Below are 18,903 nucleotides of genomic sequence, written 5' to 3'. Positions count from 1 at the left end.
TACCGTTCTATTCAATATTGTTCAGCCATATATTAAAAAGATGTAAGTAGAATGATTAAGGGGGATTTGCTTTGTCAGAAGGTGTGCATAGTATCATTTTACCTGTTTCAATAAAAACAGTATGGGGATTTGTAAGTAGCATAGACCGGTGGGCACCTCTTGTCCCAGGATATATCAATCATGAGATGATTAATGAGGAGACACTTATTTGGGAGTTTAAAAGCGATTTGGGATTAATGAAGAAGAAAATTAAACTTGAAGTGAATATATTGGAATGGATTGAACCTGAAAAGGTAACATTTAGTCTTAAGGGATTAAATGAAAAATTTGATGGGCATGGCTATTTTTTAGCGGAACAGTGCGAAATAGGACAGACTAAAATGACTGGCTGCCTGGTGATTACGGCAAAAGGGGCCAAAGCCCCAATCGTCAATGCTTTGTTAAAAACCTACGTTCCCCAAATGACGATCGAGTTTTCTGAGGCTGTTGCACAAAGTCTCCTTGTACAAAAATAGGGATTACATATTGGAGTTTTATTGGATATTGGCACTTGACAATTATACCTATGTGGTATGTATTATAAATTGTAAGATTTTTATCAAACCTTCATTTCGACTGAATGGGTTTTATGATGGATGTTTGGATCGGATTCATAAGTAATAGGCAGGGTAGGAGGCCTCACATGGAATATGATAAGCAGGTTAAAAATAGAGTGAAGCGAATTGAAGGACAGCTGCGTGGGATTTTGAAAATGATGGAGGATAATAAAGATTGCAGGGATGTAGTAACGCAGTTGTCTGCAACCAGATCTGCAATCGATCGGACAATTGGGGTAATAGTAAGTTCCAATCTTGTTGAATGCGTCCGGGAGGCTAATGAATCCGGAGAAAAGAATCCCGAAGAGCTAGTGAAAGAAGCTGTGAATTTATTAGTGAAAAGCCGGTAAGCAATTATATTATTGTTAAATAGGAATTTTTAAGACAAAGATTATTAGACAACTTGACCAATCTGAGAAATTTCAGTGTCCGGGGTGGATGGATTTTTTAAAATGGACCTCTACAAGAAGAGGTCCATTTTTGTGAATTCTCTGTTTTCATTTCTGATAGGCAAATCCTTTGATATAAAGAATTTGCATGGTATCCTTAAAGGGATAAAAATTTAGTGAGGGTATGCTATGGAATTTACGCATGTTACATCGGTTTTGCTCGGCCTCGTCATCATTCTAAATATTTTATTTGCCACTATTGTCATATTTTTTGAAAGAAGGGAAGCGAGCACGACCTGGGCTTGGTTATTGGTTTTATATTTTTTGCCTGTAGTCGGTTTTATTTTATATCTGCTTTTTGGAACAAGTTTAAGGCACGCACACTTATTCCAATGGGAGGATAAGAAGAAGATCGGGATCGAAGAAATCATTGATAAACAGATGGAAGAGCTTTCAACGAATCATTTTCCTTTTCGAAATGCTTCTTCGAGTAATTATCGTGATTTGATTTATATGCATCTCCGGAACAATGATGCCGTACTTACTGAAGATAATCAAGTCGATATTTTTACGGAAGGGAAAAATAAGTTTGACCAGCTTTTTAAAGATATTGAAGCGGCCGAAAACCATATACATATACAATATTACATCATTCAAAGGGACGGCCTGGGTAAACGATTCATTGAAGCTTTGACCAAAAAGGCGAATGAAGGCGTCAAAGTTCGGTTGCTTTATGACGAGCTGGGGTCTAGAGGGATGACTAAACGTTTCTTCAGGGAATTTAGGCAGGCTGGAGGACGAGTGGAGGCATTCTTTCCATCCAAATTAAAATTCATAAATTTACGACTGAATTTCCGTAACCATCGAAAGCTCGTCATCATAGATGGAAAAGTAGGGTACGTTGGAGGCTTTAATGTTGGTGATGAATATTTAGGGCTTAATCCAAAATTCGGTTATTGGCGTGATACACACCTTCGAATAAAGGGGGCGGCTGTCAAAGCCATTCAAACCCGTTTCATCCTGGATTGGAATCAGGCATCAAAGCACCATGATATAACTTATCAGCCTCATTATTTCCCTATTGTAAAGCCTCAAGGAAATATAGATTTGCAAATAGTGACAAGTGGGCCGGATTCTGAATGGGAACAAATTAAAAATGGCTATATTAAATTAATTTCTTCAGCAAAAAAATCGATTCTCATTCAAACACCTTACTTCATACCGGATGCAAGTTTATTGGATGCACTCAGGATCGCCAGCTTATCAGGGTTAGATGTGAAAATCATGATTCCGAATAAACCTGATCACCTTTTCGTTTATTGGGCAACAACTTTCAATGCAGGGCAGTTATTAAGAGCGGGAGCTAAGATATACATCTATGATAACGGCTTTATTCATGCGAAGATGATCGTGGTGGACGAAGAGGTCTCCTCGGTGGGGACAGCTAACATTGATGTCCGTAGTTTTAAATTGAACTTTGAAGTCAATGCCTTCATTTATGATGAAGGAATGGCCGAAACACTGACAAGGATTTTTTATAAGGATGTCGAAGTATGCAGGCAGCTTACAATTGAAGAGTTTGAAAAGCGTTCAAAGTGGATTCGTTTTAAAGAGTCCATTGCAAGGCTGGTATCACCGATATTATAATTTTTAAACTAAACGGACCATTACTACATGGTCTGCTCAGGCTGTAGACAAATTCGAGAAATGGAGTTTGCCTGCAGTCTTTTTATTTAAAAAACTACTGAGCTTGATTTCAGAAATCCGCTCCTTTCAGTTGTAGACAAAATTGTTATTAATTGAGTTTGCAAAAATCGTTGATTTCCTCTCCAGGCACTCCTTTCCGCGGGTCCGCCTCTGCGGGGTCTCCTTTGGATGCGCTTTTCCCACAGGTGTCTTGCACATCCGCTCCAATCAACATTGCTTTAATTTAGATGGAACTTCTTTTGTTCACAAACTCAATAATTGAGTTTCCTGCAATTTAAAACAAGTACGGAGCTTGATTTCATAAAACAGTAAAAACCATAAAGTATAACCAAGTCTTATATTAAAATCACGGTTTGTGGTGAGACCATTCCGAACTCGATTTTGGTACAATAGTTTATATCCATAAAAGGGGGAAAAGCCGTGAAAACGTTTATAATCACAGGAGCTTCAAAAGGTTTAGGTGCTGCCATCGCCAAAGGATGTTTGCAGACGAGTGATCATTGCATTTTAGTTTCCCGTACAGCCAATCCTGAAATGCAGCGGCTGGCTGACCGATCAGGGAAGAAACTTACATTTATTTCGATGGACTTGAATGAAACTGAAAAGTTACCTTCCTTAGTCAATGAGATTTTTGCTGCTGTCGATGATACAAGTGACATTTACTTCATTAATAATGCAGGCGTTATTGAACCGATAAAGCCGGTAGGAAAGCTTGGTATGGGAAATTTGGAAACAAGCATGCGGGTGAATTTCATGGCACCCATCGTATTGGCTGATGAATTCATTAAACAGACAAAGGACTGGAACAGAAAGAAGGTAATGGTGAACATATCATCAGGTGCAGCAAAAAATCCTTATCATGGTTGGGCAGCTTATTGCAGTACTAAGGCGGGGCTAGAAATGTTTACACGGGTTGCAGGGGTGGAGCAGGATAAAGCGTCTTTCCCTACGTCTCTCATATCTTTTTCACCTGGAGTAATGAATACGGAGATGCAAGGGACAATCCGGTCAGCAGACGAACGGGACTTTTCCGATCGAGACAAATTTCATGAATATAAAGAGAAGGGCATGTTAAGAAGCCCTGAATTTGTGGCAGATAAACTTTTGCAGCTTCTTGATTCGGGAGATTTGGAGAATGGTAAGTTCTACGATATTAAGAATTTACTTTAATGAATGGAAGCATGTGAAACGAAATAGCGTGGGGTTGTCCCTGTGGACAGCCTCTTTTTTAAGTGATCCTTTATTATATAAAAAAACAAGATATCAACAAGGAAATATGATAATTCGTTCTATCCAATTACCTGAATAACATAAACTTTTTTGGAGGGAGTTTGGAGGGTTATGAATGACGATCATTATTGTGAAAAAAGGTGACAGCCTTTGGGAAATTGCCAGAAAAAATAAAGTTGAACCATCAAGGGTAATTGAAGTCAACGGTTTGGAATCAACAGCTTTGGTTCCTGGCCTGGCATTGTATATACCTGATGAAAAAGCGGTGAATCGAAGGTATCTAATTAAAAATCAGGATACCCTTACTAGAATCGGCAGTCGTTTTGGAACGAGTGCAGCGGCAATCATGGAAGCCAATCCTGGAATCGTTGCAAACTCGCTTAAAGTCGGCGCGGAAATTTTGATTCCGTCTCCTTACAAAAATCAATTGATTACACTGGGTTTTGCCTTTCCGACTTCAGGTGGAGCAGTATTTGAAACACTTGAGGAGAATGGTGATAAATTATCCTATTTAGCCATCGTAGCTTATTCGTTTACAAGGGAAGGAAATGCATACGTTGATGGTGATGATCTCCCGCTTATCGCGAAATGCGAGCAAACCGGGGTGACGCCCCTACTGATGATCCGGAACTTTCAAGATGGTGATTTTGATGCTGATTTGGCGGGTGATGTCCTTGCTAGTACAGTATACAGAGCGAATTTAATCAATAGTATGCTGAATTTCGTTAGGGAGAAAGGGTATGGGGGTGTCAGTATGGACATCGAATTCATCCCACCTGCTCGGCGTTCCGATTATGTGCTTTTTTTAAAAGAATTAAAGGAGGGGTTGAACGAACTGATCCTTCATGTGAACGTACACGCAAAAACAGCGGATAATCCTGATAATCGAATTGTAGGCGGCCATGATTATCGGGGGATCGGAGAGGCAGCCGACCTTGTTGCCGTGATGACCATTGATTATGGGTATCCTACTGGACCGCCTGAACCAATTTCCCCACTTTGGTGGATGGGCGAGGTACTTCGTTATGCTTTGACGAATATACCTGAATATAAATTGCAGTCGGCATTTCCTATGTATGGATACGATTGGATAGTACCAAGCCACGAAACGAAAGCTTTGTCAGCTCAAAATGCCCAAAATCTTGCCATAGCAACTGGCGCTGAAATAACTTTTGACACTTCTGCAGCATCACCTACCTATACTTATCAAAGAGAAAATTCGAATCATGTGGTTTGGTTTGAAGATATTCGATCGATAAGCGCAAAATATGAAATGATTGATGCATATGAACTGATAGGTGCAACTTATTGGCAGATTGGTTTGGAATTCCCTCAGAATTGGGCGTTTATAGAAAAGAATATTTTGATTATTAAATAGATGAATGGGTGCAGGCGGTTAATAGAAGTGTTATATTTTTCCCTTGTTTGGATGTGCAACTTATATCAGGCCAAGCCAATCACACCTAGAAGAATTTAAAGGGAGCCAATATCGTTCGAATGGCAATTAATCAATAAAAAGGAGCCATGGAAAACCAAGGCTCCTTTACTTTAACGGTTAACCGAATGGAATGCATCATCTACGAATATTTGATGACTGATTTGGCATCGAATGCTCATTTTTTTTTTCCTGTAAGTCTTTCTTTTTAAAAATTGCATAAAGAAAGGCAAGGAATATCAGGGTGGAAGAAAATTGGAACGTTGTTTTCACATTGTATGTTTCCGTTATATAGCCTAATAGTAAGACAGAGACTGCAAATGTAAGATTGATGACTGCTCCCCAAACGGCATGAATTTTTGCAAGAGTTTTTTCCGAAGCATGGTCTTGGAGTAGCTTGGCATAGATCACTTCCCGGATTTGTTCCGGGAGACCGTACAGGCATGCCAGCAGCAAAGCCAAAGCAGGAATACTGGTAGTTCCAAAAAGCAGGGTTAGCATTGAACTGAGAAATAGCCCGAAAGTGATGAAGAATCCTATATATTTTTCTAGTAACTTGGCAAAACGGATGACAATCAATCCACTGAATATCATGCCGACAAAGTAGCTTGTGTTAATATAGCCCCACCACTCCTCACCCAGTTGCAGGTTCTGTTCAACATATACATATATAACGGCAGCCACCCACACGCTTGAAGCCAAAGTAGTTATAAAATCAATGGAAATGAGTGTACGGATAGTTGGGATTTGTCGAATCGAAACCCATCCGGATTTAACCGAACCCCAGATTGACGGAACAACAGAATCTGTCGTTCGTTCTGAGACTTCTATTCTCATTGTATAGATCGTTGAAACGGCAAAAAGTATGACCGTAAGCCAAATAATGAAACTGCTGTTGGTACTTATCAATAAGACGGAACCTAGTGGCCATCCTGTTACAAAGATGGTCTGGGTGATCATATTCAAGAAACCATTCGCTTTCATCCGTTCTTCTTTTGGAACTAATTGAGGAACCAAAGCTGCGCTGACCGGGGCAGCGACTCCATCCAATAATGAAATGGAGGCAATGAAGCAAATGACGGCAACAGCAAAACCATGATTGAAATTTGTTATATAGATTCCTAGACCAACGAGTAAGATGGACTTCCACCATTGAGATTGTACAAGGATTCTTTTTAAAGGAAACCTGTCGATGACAAGGGGGGAGAGTAAACTGCTGATAAACCGAAAAATCGTTGTAGTGAACGGAAGCAAGCTCAAATAAAAGGCAGATCCCGTCAAAGTATATAATAATGAAATCAACCCGACTACATAAAATATATCCCCTAGATTTGCAAACGCCTGACCGATCCAAAGGCATCGAAACGATGAGTTTTTCATATATACCATCCTTTTGCGAAAATAAAGTTACTGGATATTTAGAATGGTTATAATTTTTACACTGGATTCACTCCTTAATTTACTAGATTGCTTGAGCCGGGTTGGGCTGTTTTATAGATGATTTTACCATAATATGAACATGGGGGTTCTGAAATGCTTGCTGAATATTGAATATGGAATTATACTCCTTAATATATGTAAAAAAGGAGAAAAATTTGATGATTCGACGTTTTGCTTCATATTACCTGCCGCATAAGCGGTTATTCATTATTGACTTCTTCAGTGCAGTGGTCGTTGCTGTACTTGAACTTGCATTTCCGCTAGCTGTTCAGTGGTTCATAGATACACTGCTGCCTGGCGACGATTGGTCTGCAATAGTTTCGGTAAGTGCCGGTTTGTTCCTCCTTTATATCATTAGTACCTTCTTACAGTTCATCGTAGGGTATTGGGGTCACAAATTGGGTATCAATATCGAGACTGATATGCGTGAAGAATTATTTGAGCATGTGCAGAAACAATCTTTTCGTTTTTTTGATAACACGAAAACCGGCCATATCATGAGCCGCATAACCAATGATCTTTTCGATATTGGTGAACTTGCTCACCATGGTCCCGAAGATTTATTCATTGCCTTCATGACTTTTATAGGCGCATTTTGGATTATGTTGACAATCAATGTGAAATTGGCACTTGTATCGGTTTGTATTTTACCGTTCCTCGTTTTATTAATTGTCATAAGTAATTTAAAGATGAATAAAGCCTGGAAGAAAATGTATACAGAAGTTGCAGATGTAAATGCCCGTGTGGAAGATAGCGTCTCAGGAGTGAGGGTTGTACAATCCTTTACTAATGAAACATATGAAATGAAAAGATTTGCTACTAATAATCGCAGATTCCGTAAAGCGAAACTTCTTGGATATAAGGTTATGTCCTTTAGCTTATCAGGCATTTATATGATGACGAGGTTTATGACCCTTGCCGTGTTGGTGATTGGAGCTTGGCTAACTTTTCATGGGCAGCTCTCTTATGGTGAACTGGTTGCATTCGTCTTATATGTTAACGTATTGTTTAAGCCAATCGACAAAATCAGTGCGTTGATGGAACTCTATCCAAAAGGGATGGCCGGTTTTAAGCGTTTTACGGAACTTCTGGATGTCGCGCCTGATGTCGTCGATAAAAAGGATGCAATAGAGGTAACCACCCTGTTGGGGGATATTTCCTTTAAAGATGTTTCTTTTAACTATGAAGACAAAAAGCCAGTTTTAAAAGGTATTGATCTTACAATTAAAGCTGGTGAGACCATTGCTTTTGTCGGGCCTTCAGGAGCTGGGAAAACGACAATATGTTCATTGATCCCAAGATTTTATGATGTTAAGGCCGGTTCAATATCCATTGATGGAATTGATATTCGTGAGATGACGAAAAAGTCATTGCGCTCACAAATTGGCATAGTCCAGCAAGACGTGTTTCTTTTCACAGGAACAGTAAAAGAGAACATTGCGTACGGAATGCTTGGAGCATCGGATGAACAAATTCAAGATGCTGCAAGGAAAGCCCATTTGGAGACCTTCATTGAAGGACTTCCAGAAGGCTATGAAACTCAAATAGGTGAACGTGGCTTGAAATTATCTGGAGGACAAAAACAACGAATTGCAATAGCCAGGATGTTTTTGAAGAATCCGCCAATATTAATTCTCGATGAGGCAACCTCTGCACTCGATACTGAGACGGAAAGAATAATTCAGCAGGCTCTTACCGAACTAGCTGAAAACAGAACTACGTTAATTATCGCACATCGATTGGCAACCATTCGAAACGCTGACAAGATCGTGGTTGTTACGGAAGAAGGAATTGCTGAAGAGGGCGGTCACGATGACTTACTTAAGCAGGGGGGCATTTTTGCCAATCTGCATCAATTACAATTTCAAAAATGATAAAAAGCTATATGTCCCCATAAGGACATATAGCTTTTTTAATAGATTGGAGTAGAATTCAATTCAGAATGATTTCACATAGTTCGAAGGGTAACAAACAAGGTAATTGAAAAATGGATGAAACATTTACCTTTTCCAAAGGATGATAATACTTCAGCGAACTTTATGGCTATCGAGGCAGATGTTCTACCAAAAAAGACTTGGAGTCCTTCCATGTCTTTTTTTATGAAAAAAAGTCTATAAACGGGTCTAGGCCATGGTCGGAAGTGCAGACTATAAAGGCGGTTACTTGTGTTAAATAGACCGAAATCTAATAGGTTAGCCTATGTCAATAGGATTAGCTGTGCATACAATAAAGGGTAGACGGAGAGGCCATAAACCAGAAAAGAGTAAGGAGTGTAAATCGTGAAAGTAATGACCATCTTAGGGACTCGACCTGAAATCATCAGATTAAGTCTAATAATAAAGAAATTGGATCAATATGCTGATTCACATATTCTAGTGCACACTGGACAAAATTTCACTACATCCTTAAGTGAAATATTCTTCCAACAGCTACAGGTTAGAACCCCTGATTATGTCTTGTTGAATCAACAGCAAACTCTAGGAGAACAGTTAGCAGCCATTTATAAGAATTTAGAATCTATCATATTAAAGGAAAAGCCTGACAAAGTATTAGTGTTGGGGGATACGAACTCTGGGCTCAGCTCTATCTTAGCAGAGCGGATGGGCATCCCCGTCATTCATATGGAAGCAGGGAACCGTTGTTTTGACCTGGAAGTGCCAGAGGAGAAAAATCGAAAGATCATTGATGCTGTATCAAGCTTGAACTTACCTTACACTCCTCAAAGTAAAGAGAATCTTCTGAAAGAAGGTATCCCCAGCAAAAGGATATATTTATCGGGAAACCCTATTTTCGAGGTTTTGAACCATTATAACAATGAGATCGAGCAAAGTGGAATTTTGGACAAAATGAATTTGAAAAAGGAGGATTATTTCCTCGTAACTGCCCATCGAGCCGAAAATGTTGACTATGAAGACCGTTTGATGGAAATTATGAACGGCATTAATTTGGTTGCCGAAACCTATCAAAAAAGAATCATATGCAGTTTACATCCCCGGACAAAATCCCGTATAGAACTCAGTCCCAAATTAGAAGTGCACCCATTAATTGAATTTCATGAGCCATTTGGTTTCTTTGATTTCGTAAAGCTTGAAAAAAACGCTTTTTGTGTGCTGACCGATAGTGGAACCGTTCAAGAGGAATGTTGTTTGTTCCATGTACCGACCGTTACGATACGAAAAACAACGGAAAGGCCAGAAACAATTGAGTCGGGCAGCAATATGTTATCGGGAATTAATGCTAAACAAATCGTCAATTGTGTAAAGGTTATGGTTAACCAGCAAAAAGACTGGACTTTTCCAGAAGGCTACGACCATAAAAACGTTTCAGATAAAGTGCTTAAAATAATACTGGGAGGCCATAAAATTGATTAAGAATCGAACAATCTTGGTAACAGGCGGTACAGGCTCATGGGGATATGAATTGGTAAGGCAGCTATTGGATTTTGAACCGCGTGAAATACGGATTTTTTCAAGAAATGAGTCCAATCAATTTACCATGAAACAAGAGTTTGATAATAACCCGAAATTGAATTTCATAATCGGGGATGTAAAAGAGAAGGAAGCTTTATTGGAAGCATGCCAAGGCGTTGATTATATCTTCCACTTGGCAGCATTAAAGCATGTTCCTGTATGTGAAGATCAACCCATTGAAGCTTTAAAGACGAACGTAATTGGAACACAGAATGTAATAGAGGCAGCTATAAGCTGTAATGTACACTCGGTTGTAAACATTTCTACGGACAAGGCTTCGAATCCATCCAATTTTTATGGTCTATCAAAGGCAATGGCTGAAAGATTGATCATACACGCTAATACATTAAACACAAAAACAAGATTTGTTTGTATCAGGGGCGGAAACGTGCTGGGCACAAATGGAAGTGTCATTCATGTATTCAAAAAGCAAATAAAAGAAAAGGGAAAAATCGGTATAACGGACTTAAATATGACAAGATTCTTTCTAACCATTGAAGAAGCTATTAAATTGGTATTTAAGGCAACCTTTGAAAGCATTGGCGGAGAAATATTCGTGATGAAAATGCCATCCTGTAAAATTATTGACCTTGCTCAAGTATTGATTGATTCTTCTGATGTGGAAAATGTGGACGTGGATATCCTAGGTATTAGGCCTGGAGAAAAATTGCATGAACTCCTCCTCTCCGAATACGAAAGTAAAACGACGATTACTTTTGATGATGAGTACTTTGTTATTCTCCCTACAAGCCAATCAGAAGAATTAAAGGAACATTATTCAAAATATAAACCTGTAAACTTATTGAACTACAATTCCAGCAAAGAATTGATGAGTAAAGACGAAATCAAAGAGATATTACAAAAAGGCAGGTTCATTTAAATGAAAGTACTAATCCTTGGCGGAAAAGGGATGGCAGGACACGTAATAACAGCTTATTTTCAACAAAATCCACAGTATAAAGTGTTCTATACTTCAAGGGACCCCGAAGATAAGGATAGTATCTACCTAGATATTACTATCCCAACAAAGTTGGAGGAAATCATTGAATCTATAAAGCCGGATATAATTGTTAACTGTATTGGTATATTAAATGATCATGCGAGCAATAATCCAAAGCTGGCCTTCCAGGTAAATAGCTTACTGCCACATGAACTGGTCAAATTAACTGAACGGAACAATGGTAAATTAATCCATATTAGTACAGATTGCGTGTTTTCAGGAACGAAAGGAAATTATACGGAGGTTGATATTCCTGACGGTACTTCTTTTTATGCTCAATCAAAACAACTGGGAGAAATCATTAGTGATAAACATTTAACTATTCGCACCTCAATTATCGGTCCAGAGCTAAAAGAAGATGGCATAGGGTTGTTTCAATGGTTTATGAAGCAAAGAGATCAAATCATTGGTTATGAGAAAGTGCTGTGGAATGGAGTGACAACACTTGAGTTGGCTAAAGCCATTGAAGCATTGATTGAGAATAACGTAACAGGCTTATATCATTTAGGTTCTGAAAATAAAGTGTCAAAATATAATCTATTGAAATTAATCAAGAGGACCTTTAATAAAACAGATGTTGAGATTTTACCTGACTCACATATCGTACTGGATAGAACAATAAAAAATACAAGGAACGATTTTTATTATCTGATTCCCACTTATGAACATATGCTAAAAGAATTAAAAAATTGGATGGAAAAGTAATGAGCCAGATGCCTAAATTATTAATTACGGGGGCAAGCGGATTCACTGGTCAGCATGCATGTAATCACTTTGTAAACGCAGGTTTTGCTGTTACTGCTGTGTCTAGAAAGAGTTTCGGAAATGGTCAAGTTGAGACAGAGCTTTGTGATCTAACAAACAAGGAAAATGTAGGTAAGTTAATAAAGAAAGTGAAACCCGATTATCTTCTTCATTTAGCAGGGCAAAACCATGTAGGAAAATCATGGATTGATCCTGTTTCTTCTCTGGAAGCAAATTCCATGTCAACGCTTTATTTAATTGAAGCACTAAGGCAAGAAAATTCAGCCTGTAAAGTGGTTATAGTCGGTTCAGCCCTGCAATTTGACCCTCAAAATATTTCAACTCTAACACACCCTTATAGTTTAAGTAAAACGCTTCAGGTACTTATTGCACAATCATGGGGAGTACTTTACAACATGAATGTCGTTATAGCTAAGCCCTCAAACTTGATTGGCCCCGGAATATCAAATGGTGTTTGTTCCATATTTGCAAAAAAGATAGTCGAGATGGAAGAAAATAAAGCTGAAAAAGTACTTGAAGTAAGTAATCTGCAAGCAAAACGGGATTTTGTGGATGTAAGAGATGCGGTAAATGCTTATGAAATACTTTTAACCCAGGGGAAATCAGGGGAAATCTATGATATTGCTTCAGGGCATAGCCGTTCTTTAGGAGATATAATAAATCAATTTAATTCTATTGCAAATATAGAATTTAAAGTAGAAATAAACACAAAAATTACAGCAACGGATGAACATACTGAAATTAATTTATCAAAAATAAAGAAATTAGGATGGCAGTCCATTATTCCTTTTGATGTGTCTATATTAGATATTCTCAATTTCTATCGTAAGAATAAATAAACAAAAATATTAGCAAATTTAAGGGCTTTAATTATTGCCCAAATAATATTAAAATTCTAATCTGAAAAGATAATTTTTATAAGACAGAAAAATAGGTGGGGAAGTTGATTCAAAAAAAATCACTTTTCCCTAAGATATTTATCAACTCTGTTCCCAAAAGTAGTACGAACCTAAAATAAAGATTTTAAATGGAATTTTGAAAGTTTATCAAGGACGTTCCTTTTGGGGAGAAAACGTTAACGAAGTTTTAAAACTTGAACATGGAGAGATGGTGTACAGTCATATACCCTATGATTATTCGTTTTCTAAAGAACTACAATTACGATCCATCAAACAAGTATTTATATATCGCGAATTACGTGATGTAGCTTTTTCTCTGGTATTTTTATTAATGAAAAATTCCATAATAATACATTTTAACCAGTATTTCAAAAAAGATTATTAAACTTTGAAGAACAATTGAATGCAGTGATTCTAGGAATAGATTTGATAAGTGAAGAAAATAATAATAAATGGGGAGTAGATAAACGTTATCCGGGTATCTATGAGGAGTTTCGTATGATATACGAATGGCTAATGATCCAAACGTTTGCAATATACGCTATGATGACTTAACTAATGATAGATCAAAAGACAAAGTCATTCTCAGTATCATTGATTATTTATGGGAGGATTTAAAAGAATTAGAAATTAATAAGTTTGAGCTAAAAATAATATCGACCCTGGGAATTCATGGGCGTTTCGCCAAGGAAGAATTGGAGGTTGGAGGAAAGAGTTCACAGAAACAAACAAACGTAAGTTTAAAGAAACAACTGGAGATATCCTAATTGAACTTGGTTATGAGGAAAATAATGATTGGTAAAAACCAGAGATATAAAAAAAGGTTATCTTCGAATTCATTTTATTTGTTGATATAAGGGTTTTAAAGATAACACTGTTATTAATATAAGTAGTGAATCATTTTGTCTAATCATCCTCCTTCGGTAAGCGTAGTGACACCTTTTTACAACTGCCAGTATATTGCACAGGCAATTGAAGCCGTATTAAGGCAAACATATCCACATGTTGAACTAAGTTGTAAATGACGGATCAAATAAGTATCAGGATTTAATTTCCCCGTATCTTTCAAAGATTACCTATAGAGCAAACAAATAAAGGAGTGGCTGTCGCATTAAACCAAGGCATCAAAAAGGCAAAGGGAGAACTTGGTTTGGCTTAGCTCAGATGATCAACGTCAACTCGTTTTTAAGCTTTACAAATTTTAATATAATAAACGAAAATAATCAAATCACCAGTTATAATGTAGTATGAATTTTCAAAAATAATTAGAGATTCTCCAAGCATTATATGAATTTTGTCCGATTAATGGATGTACGATTATGATATCAAGAAAAGTAATCGAAACAATAGGTTACTTTAATGAACAATTAAAATACGCACAAGATTATGAATATTGGCTAAGGGTATCACTTCATTTTCCTATTCCTATTCATTATTTTCATATAATATTGACCAACCACAGAGTCCATCAATTAATGGGATCTATCCTAAATAATCATGATCAAATGACTGAATTTTACAGTATTAGAGAAAAATATAGGGGGAAAATTAGTGAACTGATTTCCACCAAAGGTAATGAAAGTCATGCTTTATATGCCATTTACTTTAACTGGAAATGAGTTTATTGGGATACAAGACTTGTTTAATACTGCAGACAATTTTACCTATGAATGTATAGTACTACCTAGGAAACACAAACAGGTTAATCCGCCTGCATATCTAGTTTCTCCATCTTGCGGAAAAGAGGCAAATACTGGTGGCATCGGTATTTCAATCAACGTAAATGAGATACGTGTATTTGAACACAGTAGGAATAAACTTAATACTGTAATCCTCGTACATTACGATAATTCAAATTGGATTGAGCTGGTTCTTATTTACTCTAATAAAAAACCTTCCTTATATATCAATGGAAAACTAATTGCTCTTGGAAATAAAAACCCATTTTATAACATATATCCATCAGGAGTTCTAGGGGGAAATGAAGAAGGAGAATGTTTTACAGGAGAGATAAGGTCTATTAAACTTTGGAATGAAAATTTAGGTATGGAACATATGGCGCTTTTAAGAAAAGGCTTATGAGAATAATGAAATCTTACCTGGGCCCATGACGATTTAGATGGGACCATATATAAAAGCGGAAAGAAAATTGACGTTTAAGTAAGTGTCATAATGCCAACTTATAACAAATATCCAGATATTCTAATGACGCTTCATTCATTAGAATATCAGACTTTTAACAAAACATTGGAAATAATATCGAAAAAAGAAAGCCTGTTAACTTATTAAGTGAAAAAGATATTTATGACCAAACTTTTATGAACATATCTTTTGAGAAACCCCATGTAAAATTTATAATGAAACACTTTTTCGCCACTATGGTAATGAACTTGAATGGTTTTACTTTCCATGGATACTATTCTGTACTAACAACGTCTCTGTTAAATCAAAAGCAATTATTGAGGTAGTGCTCTTTGAAGAGTATCCCGGATACGGTTGGGATGATCATGAAATGGGTTATCGATTATATAAAAAAGGATACAGTTTTCTTAACCATACAGGTCTTATATCATATCATCAAGAACACCAGATTTCTCAATTAAATCCTAAAGATGCCTTACGGAATTTTGTGCGGATGTTCATAAAATACCCTGAAATGCAGATGAGAATATTTTCACTCCACTTTTTAGGTATATCGTGGTTTAATATGAAATCTATCGGAATTTTTTGAATTTTTAACCACTTGAATACAAAGTCGTTAAGGATGCTTTTTGTTTTATGTTTGAATCATTAGCATCAAGGCTTTGGAATGGATAAAAATTAACAAATCTTTTAGATGGATTTGCTGTAGGTATGGAGAAAGTAAAATTACAAATCGATGAATTAGTAAAAATCCCTCAACTTCATACTTTTGCTTCTTACTCTAAATTTATGATAAATCTATAGTTTTTAAGCAGGAACAATGATGATTATTGTTCCGGTTTAATTTTACGCTCTAACACTATTGATAAACTGCTGACTATATTGTTAAAGACTAAATTGGAGTTTTATTGGTCATGTGCGGTTGAACGTATATTTTCTCTCTATTGATCATTCTCCATTAACTCTGTAGCTTCCTTTAAAGCTTCAATAGTATTTCCAATTCGGTAAAACTTACCAGTTTTGATAATGGATGAATGAATTTTTCACACCATCAAAATCTTTAGTAAGTACAGGATAACGGCAACTAATTGCTTTTACTATTGCATAACCAAATCCCTCCACCTTTGACGTTGAACATAGGAAGCCACCAGAATCCCCAATAACTGAATAGTATTCTGCCATTTTATCATTAGGGATATTTGAAAAGATGGTCAAGCTTTTTTCTAGATTTAAGTGAACTATTAACTGTTGAAATCATTGTCTTTCAATAGGATTGGATAGCGTATTGTCCTCAAACATATATAACTTTATATTTGCATTATATCCATTAATAAGATTGTACCCTATTTAAGGGCAACGATTCTATGTCGATTTAAGGTCTCCACGCCACCGCTCGGAATAAAAAAATAGTTTGTTCATATTCCCTCCTTAGAGATAAAATAAATTTTTATTAAGAATACAAATATTCTTCAACCTATTACATATAAAACAACAGGTTACTTATTGTATTAGTGAGTAGAATATGGATAATGATTTTTACATATTTTAAGTTTTAACCTCATTAGTTTTCAATTAAAGGAGAGTTTATACTTATTTTATTTGTCGAAACAAGTAAGTGGGTTTACATTTGTTGTTATAAGATCATTTCCCTCAAATCGATTGGATACTACAGAAGAAAATATTCAAAAAAAGTGCTTATAGAAGTATTTTGAATAAACTTCTATAAACAAGTCACATATATTAAAAATGAAAAAATATAATTATGGCTGACTGTCTCTGAGTAAATTCTAATAATTTCAAACAGGGTTTGATAGCCATATTTTTTCCGTACTTTAATTCCAGACGAATGAATTTCTACTTTGCAAATTGAGGTATTCACTTCTGTGAGGAGGGTGATAAATGTCTAAAGTATCGATTGTTGTTCCATTCTATAATTGTCCATATATCGATAAAGCTTTGGAGAGCTTGTTCAACCAAACCTACAAGAATATTGAGATTATCGTAGTCAATGATGGTTCTACATTATATTCAGAAAAAATCGATCCGTTTCTGGATAAAATAATATATATCAAAAAGGAAAATGGGGGAACTGCCAGTGCATTGAATACCGGCATCAAAAATGCAACAGGTGATTATGTATGCTGGCTTAGTTCAGATGACATCTTTTACCCTGAGAAGACAGAGATCCAGTTGGAAGCAATGGTAAGGGAAGATGCACGATTCAGTTATACCAGTTATTACTGCATTGATGATAATGGCGAAATCATTACTCCGATTATAGGGATATACCCACCTAATCAGCTTGAACTTATTAAAGCAATGATCAGAGGAAATATTATTAATGGCTGCTCGGTCATGATTCACAGGAAGGTATTTGAGCTCATCGGAATATTTGATGAGTCACTTCTATACACACATGATTATGATTTATGGTTGCGGATCTTGCAAAATTTCAAATTTCACTTTGTGCCTCAACCGCTATTACTATATAGGATTCATACAGAAATGGGCTCTAAAAAGCATGAAGGCCTCATTAAAATGGAAAATAGGCTGGTGATTAATCGACATCATGCCAAAATGAAACAATTATTGGTAAATGAACTTAGGAAACAACAATAGGTGAGCATGATGTAAAGGAGGTCCCTGTTTTTTCAAAACAGGGACCTCCTTTAGTGTTGGAAGGGCCTGACTTTCATCACGGGACCACGAGGGTGGCCAAATGAAATTTCCAATTTCATATATGAGTCTATAACATACATAAAGCTCTTTGCATATCTTATAGAAATCATTTTTTTTTCTTAATAAAAAGGGACTGTCACCAATTAAAGCTTTTGTCAGGAAGGGCTTCATTGCGTTAATCGACAGTGGACGAGCGTCAGTGCATTGGTTGATAACGCGGGACAACAGGTACGTTATAAAAAAAGGAATGCTTTGTAGGAGGAGAAAATGAGAAAACTCATTATATTTGCGTTTATCGGATTTCTGGCTCAGCTGATCGATGGTTCATTAGGCATGGCATATGGGGTTACATCCACATCGATGTTGCTGACATTCGGAATCGCACCGGCAGTGGCCTCTGCATCCGTTCATCTATCAGAAGTCGTGACAACGGCCGCATCAGGCATTTCACATATGAAGTTCGGGAATGTCGACCGCCAGGCTCTTTTCAAATTAATCATACCTGGATCTATTGGGGCATTTGCAGGAGCGTGCTTTTTAAGTAACTTACCTGGTGATCTGATAAAGCCATACATTTCGATATTTCTGCTGATTCTTGGTGTGTATGTACTTTTCCGCTTTTTAAGAACGTCTACGACAAAAAGTGAAAAGAAATCAATTAATCTTACAAGAAAAAAATCGATCACCTTGGGATTGATAGCGGGTTTCGCAGATGCAACGGGTGGGGGCGGTTGGGGTCCTATCACAACTCCAGTCCTATTATCCCAAGAAGGTGTTCCTGCCAGAAAAGTGGTTGGTACAGTTGACACTAGTGAGTTTGCAATTGCTGTTTCCGCAACCCTAGGGTTTCTCATTGCATTAGGTTGGCAGGAAGTGAACTGGTTTTGGGTAACCTCCCTGATGGTAGGAGGAATTATTGCTGCCCCGATTGCTGCATGGATCGTTACGAAATTGCCATCTTATTTATTGGGAGTCCTTGTCGGGGGTTTTATCATTTTGACGAATGCTCGAACGCTGCTTGCCACATGGTCTCTTCAGGATCATTGGGTCACCGTCATATATATGCTGATATTGATCGGGTGGGCAGGTTCTTTGGTATTTGTCATCCGGAACAACAAAAAGGGGTTCCATAAAGATTAAAGGGGAGATAG

General features: G+C 37.0%; 18 protein-coding genes. 16 read left to right on the top strand and 2 right to left on the bottom strand.

Annotation, left to right across the window (positions count from 1 at the left end):
• Window positions 1-71 precede the first annotated feature (71 nt).
• From OSJ91_RS15305 to OSJ91_RS15285, 5 genes are all read left to right on the top strand, one after another.
• Entirely contained in the window at window positions 72-515 is a 444-nt protein-coding gene (locus tag OSJ91_RS15305; RefSeq protein ID WP_413018185.1) for an SRPBCC family protein, read from the top strand.
• Between the two features lie 167 nt (window positions 516-682).
• Window positions 683-946 (top strand): metal-sensitive transcriptional regulator, encoded by a 264-nt coding sequence (locus OSJ91_RS15300; RefSeq protein WP_034307218.1) that lies wholly within the window; start codon window positions 683-685, stop codon window positions 944-946.
• Between the two features lie 228 nt (window positions 947-1,174).
• Entirely contained in the window at window positions 1,175-2,632 is a 1,458-nt protein-coding gene (cls, locus tag OSJ91_RS15295; protein ID WP_413018183.1) for a cardiolipin synthase, read from the top strand.
• A 480-nt stretch (window positions 2,633-3,112) separates the two neighbouring features.
• Entirely contained in the window at window positions 3,113-3,862 is a 750-nt protein-coding gene (locus OSJ91_RS15290) for a (S)-benzoin forming benzil reductase (RefSeq protein WP_485889981.1), read from the top strand.
• Between the two features lie 175 nt (window positions 3,863-4,037).
• Window positions 4,038-5,300 (top strand): glycosyl hydrolase family 18 protein, encoded by a 1,263-nt coding sequence (locus OSJ91_RS15285; RefSeq protein ID WP_485889980.1) that lies wholly within the window; start codon window positions 4,038-4,040, stop codon window positions 5,298-5,300.
• Window positions 5,301-5,495: 195 nt separating this feature from the next.
• On the opposite strand, the gene OSJ91_RS15280 is transcribed toward OSJ91_RS15285, so the two are convergent.
• Window positions 5,496-6,737, bottom strand: coding sequence for an MFS transporter (locus OSJ91_RS15280; RefSeq protein WP_485889979.1), 1,242 nt, complete (start codon window positions 6,735-6,737; stop codon window positions 5,496-5,498).
• 218 nt (window positions 6,738-6,955) lie between these two features.
• Here OSJ91_RS15280 and OSJ91_RS15275 point away from each other — a divergent pair, with 218 nt between their 5' ends.
• The 9 genes from OSJ91_RS15275 (at window position 6,956) to OSJ91_RS15235 (ending at window position 15,013) form a co-directional block, all read left to right on the top strand.
• Window positions 6,956-8,671 (top strand): ABC transporter ATP-binding protein, encoded by a 1,716-nt coding sequence (locus OSJ91_RS15275; RefSeq protein WP_352922898.1) that lies wholly within the window; start codon window positions 6,956-6,958, stop codon window positions 8,669-8,671.
• Between the two features lie 405 nt (window positions 8,672-9,076).
• Window positions 9,077-10,168, top strand: a complete 1,092-nt coding sequence (gene wecB, locus OSJ91_RS15270; protein WP_413018175.1) for a non-hydrolyzing UDP-N-acetylglucosamine 2-epimerase — start codon at window positions 9,077-9,079, stop codon at window positions 10,166-10,168.
• The gene (locus OSJ91_RS15265; RefSeq protein WP_350299003.1) at window positions 10,161-11,147 is read left to right on the top strand and encodes a polysaccharide biosynthesis protein; all 987 of its coding nucleotides are present in this window, start codon (window positions 10,161-10,163) and stop codon (window positions 11,145-11,147) included. Before wecB ends, OSJ91_RS15265 begins: the two co-directional genes overlap by 8 nt.
• A complete protein-coding gene (locus OSJ91_RS15260; RefSeq protein WP_350299002.1) occupies window positions 11,148-11,972 on the top strand; it encodes a dTDP-4-dehydrorhamnose reductase family protein in 825 nt (274 codons plus the stop codon). It abuts the gene before it with no gap.
• Window positions 11,972-12,871, top strand: coding sequence for an NAD-dependent epimerase/dehydratase family protein (locus OSJ91_RS15255; protein WP_485889978.1), 900 nt, complete (start codon window positions 11,972-11,974; stop codon window positions 12,869-12,871). Before OSJ91_RS15260 ends, OSJ91_RS15255 begins: the two co-directional genes overlap by 1 nt.
• A 569-nt stretch (window positions 12,872-13,440) precedes the next feature.
• Window positions 13,441-13,698: a hypothetical protein gene (locus tag OSJ91_RS15250; RefSeq protein WP_485889977.1), complete on the top strand. Its 258-nt coding sequence runs from the start codon at window positions 13,441-13,443 to the stop codon at window positions 13,696-13,698.
• Window positions 13,699-13,863: 165 nt separating this feature from the next.
• A complete protein-coding gene (locus tag OSJ91_RS15245; protein WP_485891908.1) occupies window positions 13,864-13,956 on the top strand; it encodes a hypothetical protein in 93 nt (30 codons plus the stop codon).
• Between the two features lie 294 nt (window positions 13,957-14,250).
• Window positions 14,251-14,550, top strand: a complete 300-nt coding sequence (locus OSJ91_RS15240) for a hypothetical protein (RefSeq protein WP_485889976.1) — start codon at window positions 14,251-14,253, stop codon at window positions 14,548-14,550.
• Window positions 14,516-15,013, top strand: coding sequence for a hypothetical protein (locus OSJ91_RS15235; protein ID WP_485889975.1), 498 nt, complete (start codon window positions 14,516-14,518; stop codon window positions 15,011-15,013). Before OSJ91_RS15240 ends, OSJ91_RS15235 begins: the two co-directional genes overlap by 35 nt.
• A 1,071-nt stretch (window positions 15,014-16,084) precedes the next feature.
• On the opposite strand, the gene OSJ91_RS15230 is transcribed toward OSJ91_RS15235, so the two are convergent.
• On the bottom strand, window positions 16,085-16,315 hold the full coding sequence (locus OSJ91_RS15230) for a glycosyltransferase (protein ID WP_485891907.1): 231 nt from the start codon (window positions 16,313-16,315) through the stop codon (window positions 16,085-16,087).
• 657 nt (window positions 16,316-16,972) lie between these two features.
• Here OSJ91_RS15230 and OSJ91_RS15225 point away from each other — a divergent pair.
• On the top strand, window positions 16,973-17,692 hold the full coding sequence (locus OSJ91_RS15225) for a glycosyltransferase family 2 protein (protein ID WP_485889974.1): 720 nt from the start codon (window positions 16,973-16,975) through the stop codon (window positions 17,690-17,692).
• 327 nt (window positions 17,693-18,019) lie between these two features.
• A complete protein-coding gene (locus tag OSJ91_RS15220; RefSeq protein WP_350298995.1) occupies window positions 18,020-18,892 on the top strand; it encodes a sulfite exporter TauE/SafE family protein in 873 nt (290 codons plus the stop codon).
• The last annotated feature ends 11 nt before the right edge of the window (window positions 18,893-18,903 follow it).

The organism is Bacillus sp. T-10(2022) (assembly GCF_056502895.1).
The sequence above is the reverse complement of the archived record's forward strand: the minus strand, read 5'-3'. Positions and strand labels throughout refer to the sequence as shown.

Excerpts from the sequence above, each read along its gene's own strand:
- OSJ91_RS15280 (WP_485889979.1), bottom strand. The coding sequence starts at position 6,737 with ATGAAAAACTCATCGTTTCGATGCCTTTGGATCGGTCAGGCGTTTGCA.
- OSJ91_RS15220 (WP_350298995.1), top strand. The coding sequence starts at position 18,020 with ATGAGAAAACTCATTATATTTGCGTTTATCGGATTTCTGGCTCAGCTG.
- OSJ91_RS15260 (WP_350299002.1), top strand. The coding sequence starts at position 11,148 with ATGAAAGTACTAATCCTTGGCGGAAAAGGGATGGCAGGACACGTAATA.
- OSJ91_RS15240 (WP_485889976.1), top strand. The coding sequence starts at position 14,251 with ATGATATCAAGAAAAGTAATCGAAACAATAGGTTACTTTAATGAACAA.
- OSJ91_RS15225 (WP_485889974.1), top strand. The coding sequence starts at position 16,973 with ATGTCTAAAGTATCGATTGTTGTTCCATTCTATAATTGTCCATATATC.
- OSJ91_RS15235 (WP_485889975.1), top strand. The coding sequence starts at position 14,516 with ATGCTTTATATGCCATTTACTTTAACTGGAAATGAGTTTATTGGGATA.
- OSJ91_RS15300 (WP_034307218.1), top strand. The coding sequence starts at position 683 with ATGGAATATGATAAGCAGGTTAAAAATAGAGTGAAGCGAATTGAAGGA.
- OSJ91_RS15250 (WP_485889977.1), top strand. The coding sequence starts at position 13,441 with ATGGCTAATGATCCAAACGTTTGCAATATACGCTATGATGACTTAACT.
- OSJ91_RS15285 (WP_485889980.1), top strand. The coding sequence starts at position 4,038 with ATGACGATCATTATTGTGAAAAAAGGTGACAGCCTTTGGGAAATTGCC.
- cls (WP_413018183.1), top strand. The coding sequence starts at position 1,175 with ATGGAATTTACGCATGTTACATCGGTTTTGCTCGGCCTCGTCATCATT.
- OSJ91_RS15275 (WP_352922898.1), top strand. The coding sequence starts at position 6,956 with ATGATTCGACGTTTTGCTTCATATTACCTGCCGCATAAGCGGTTATTC.
- OSJ91_RS15255 (WP_485889978.1), top strand. The coding sequence starts at position 11,972 with ATGAGCCAGATGCCTAAATTATTAATTACGGGGGCAAGCGGATTCACT.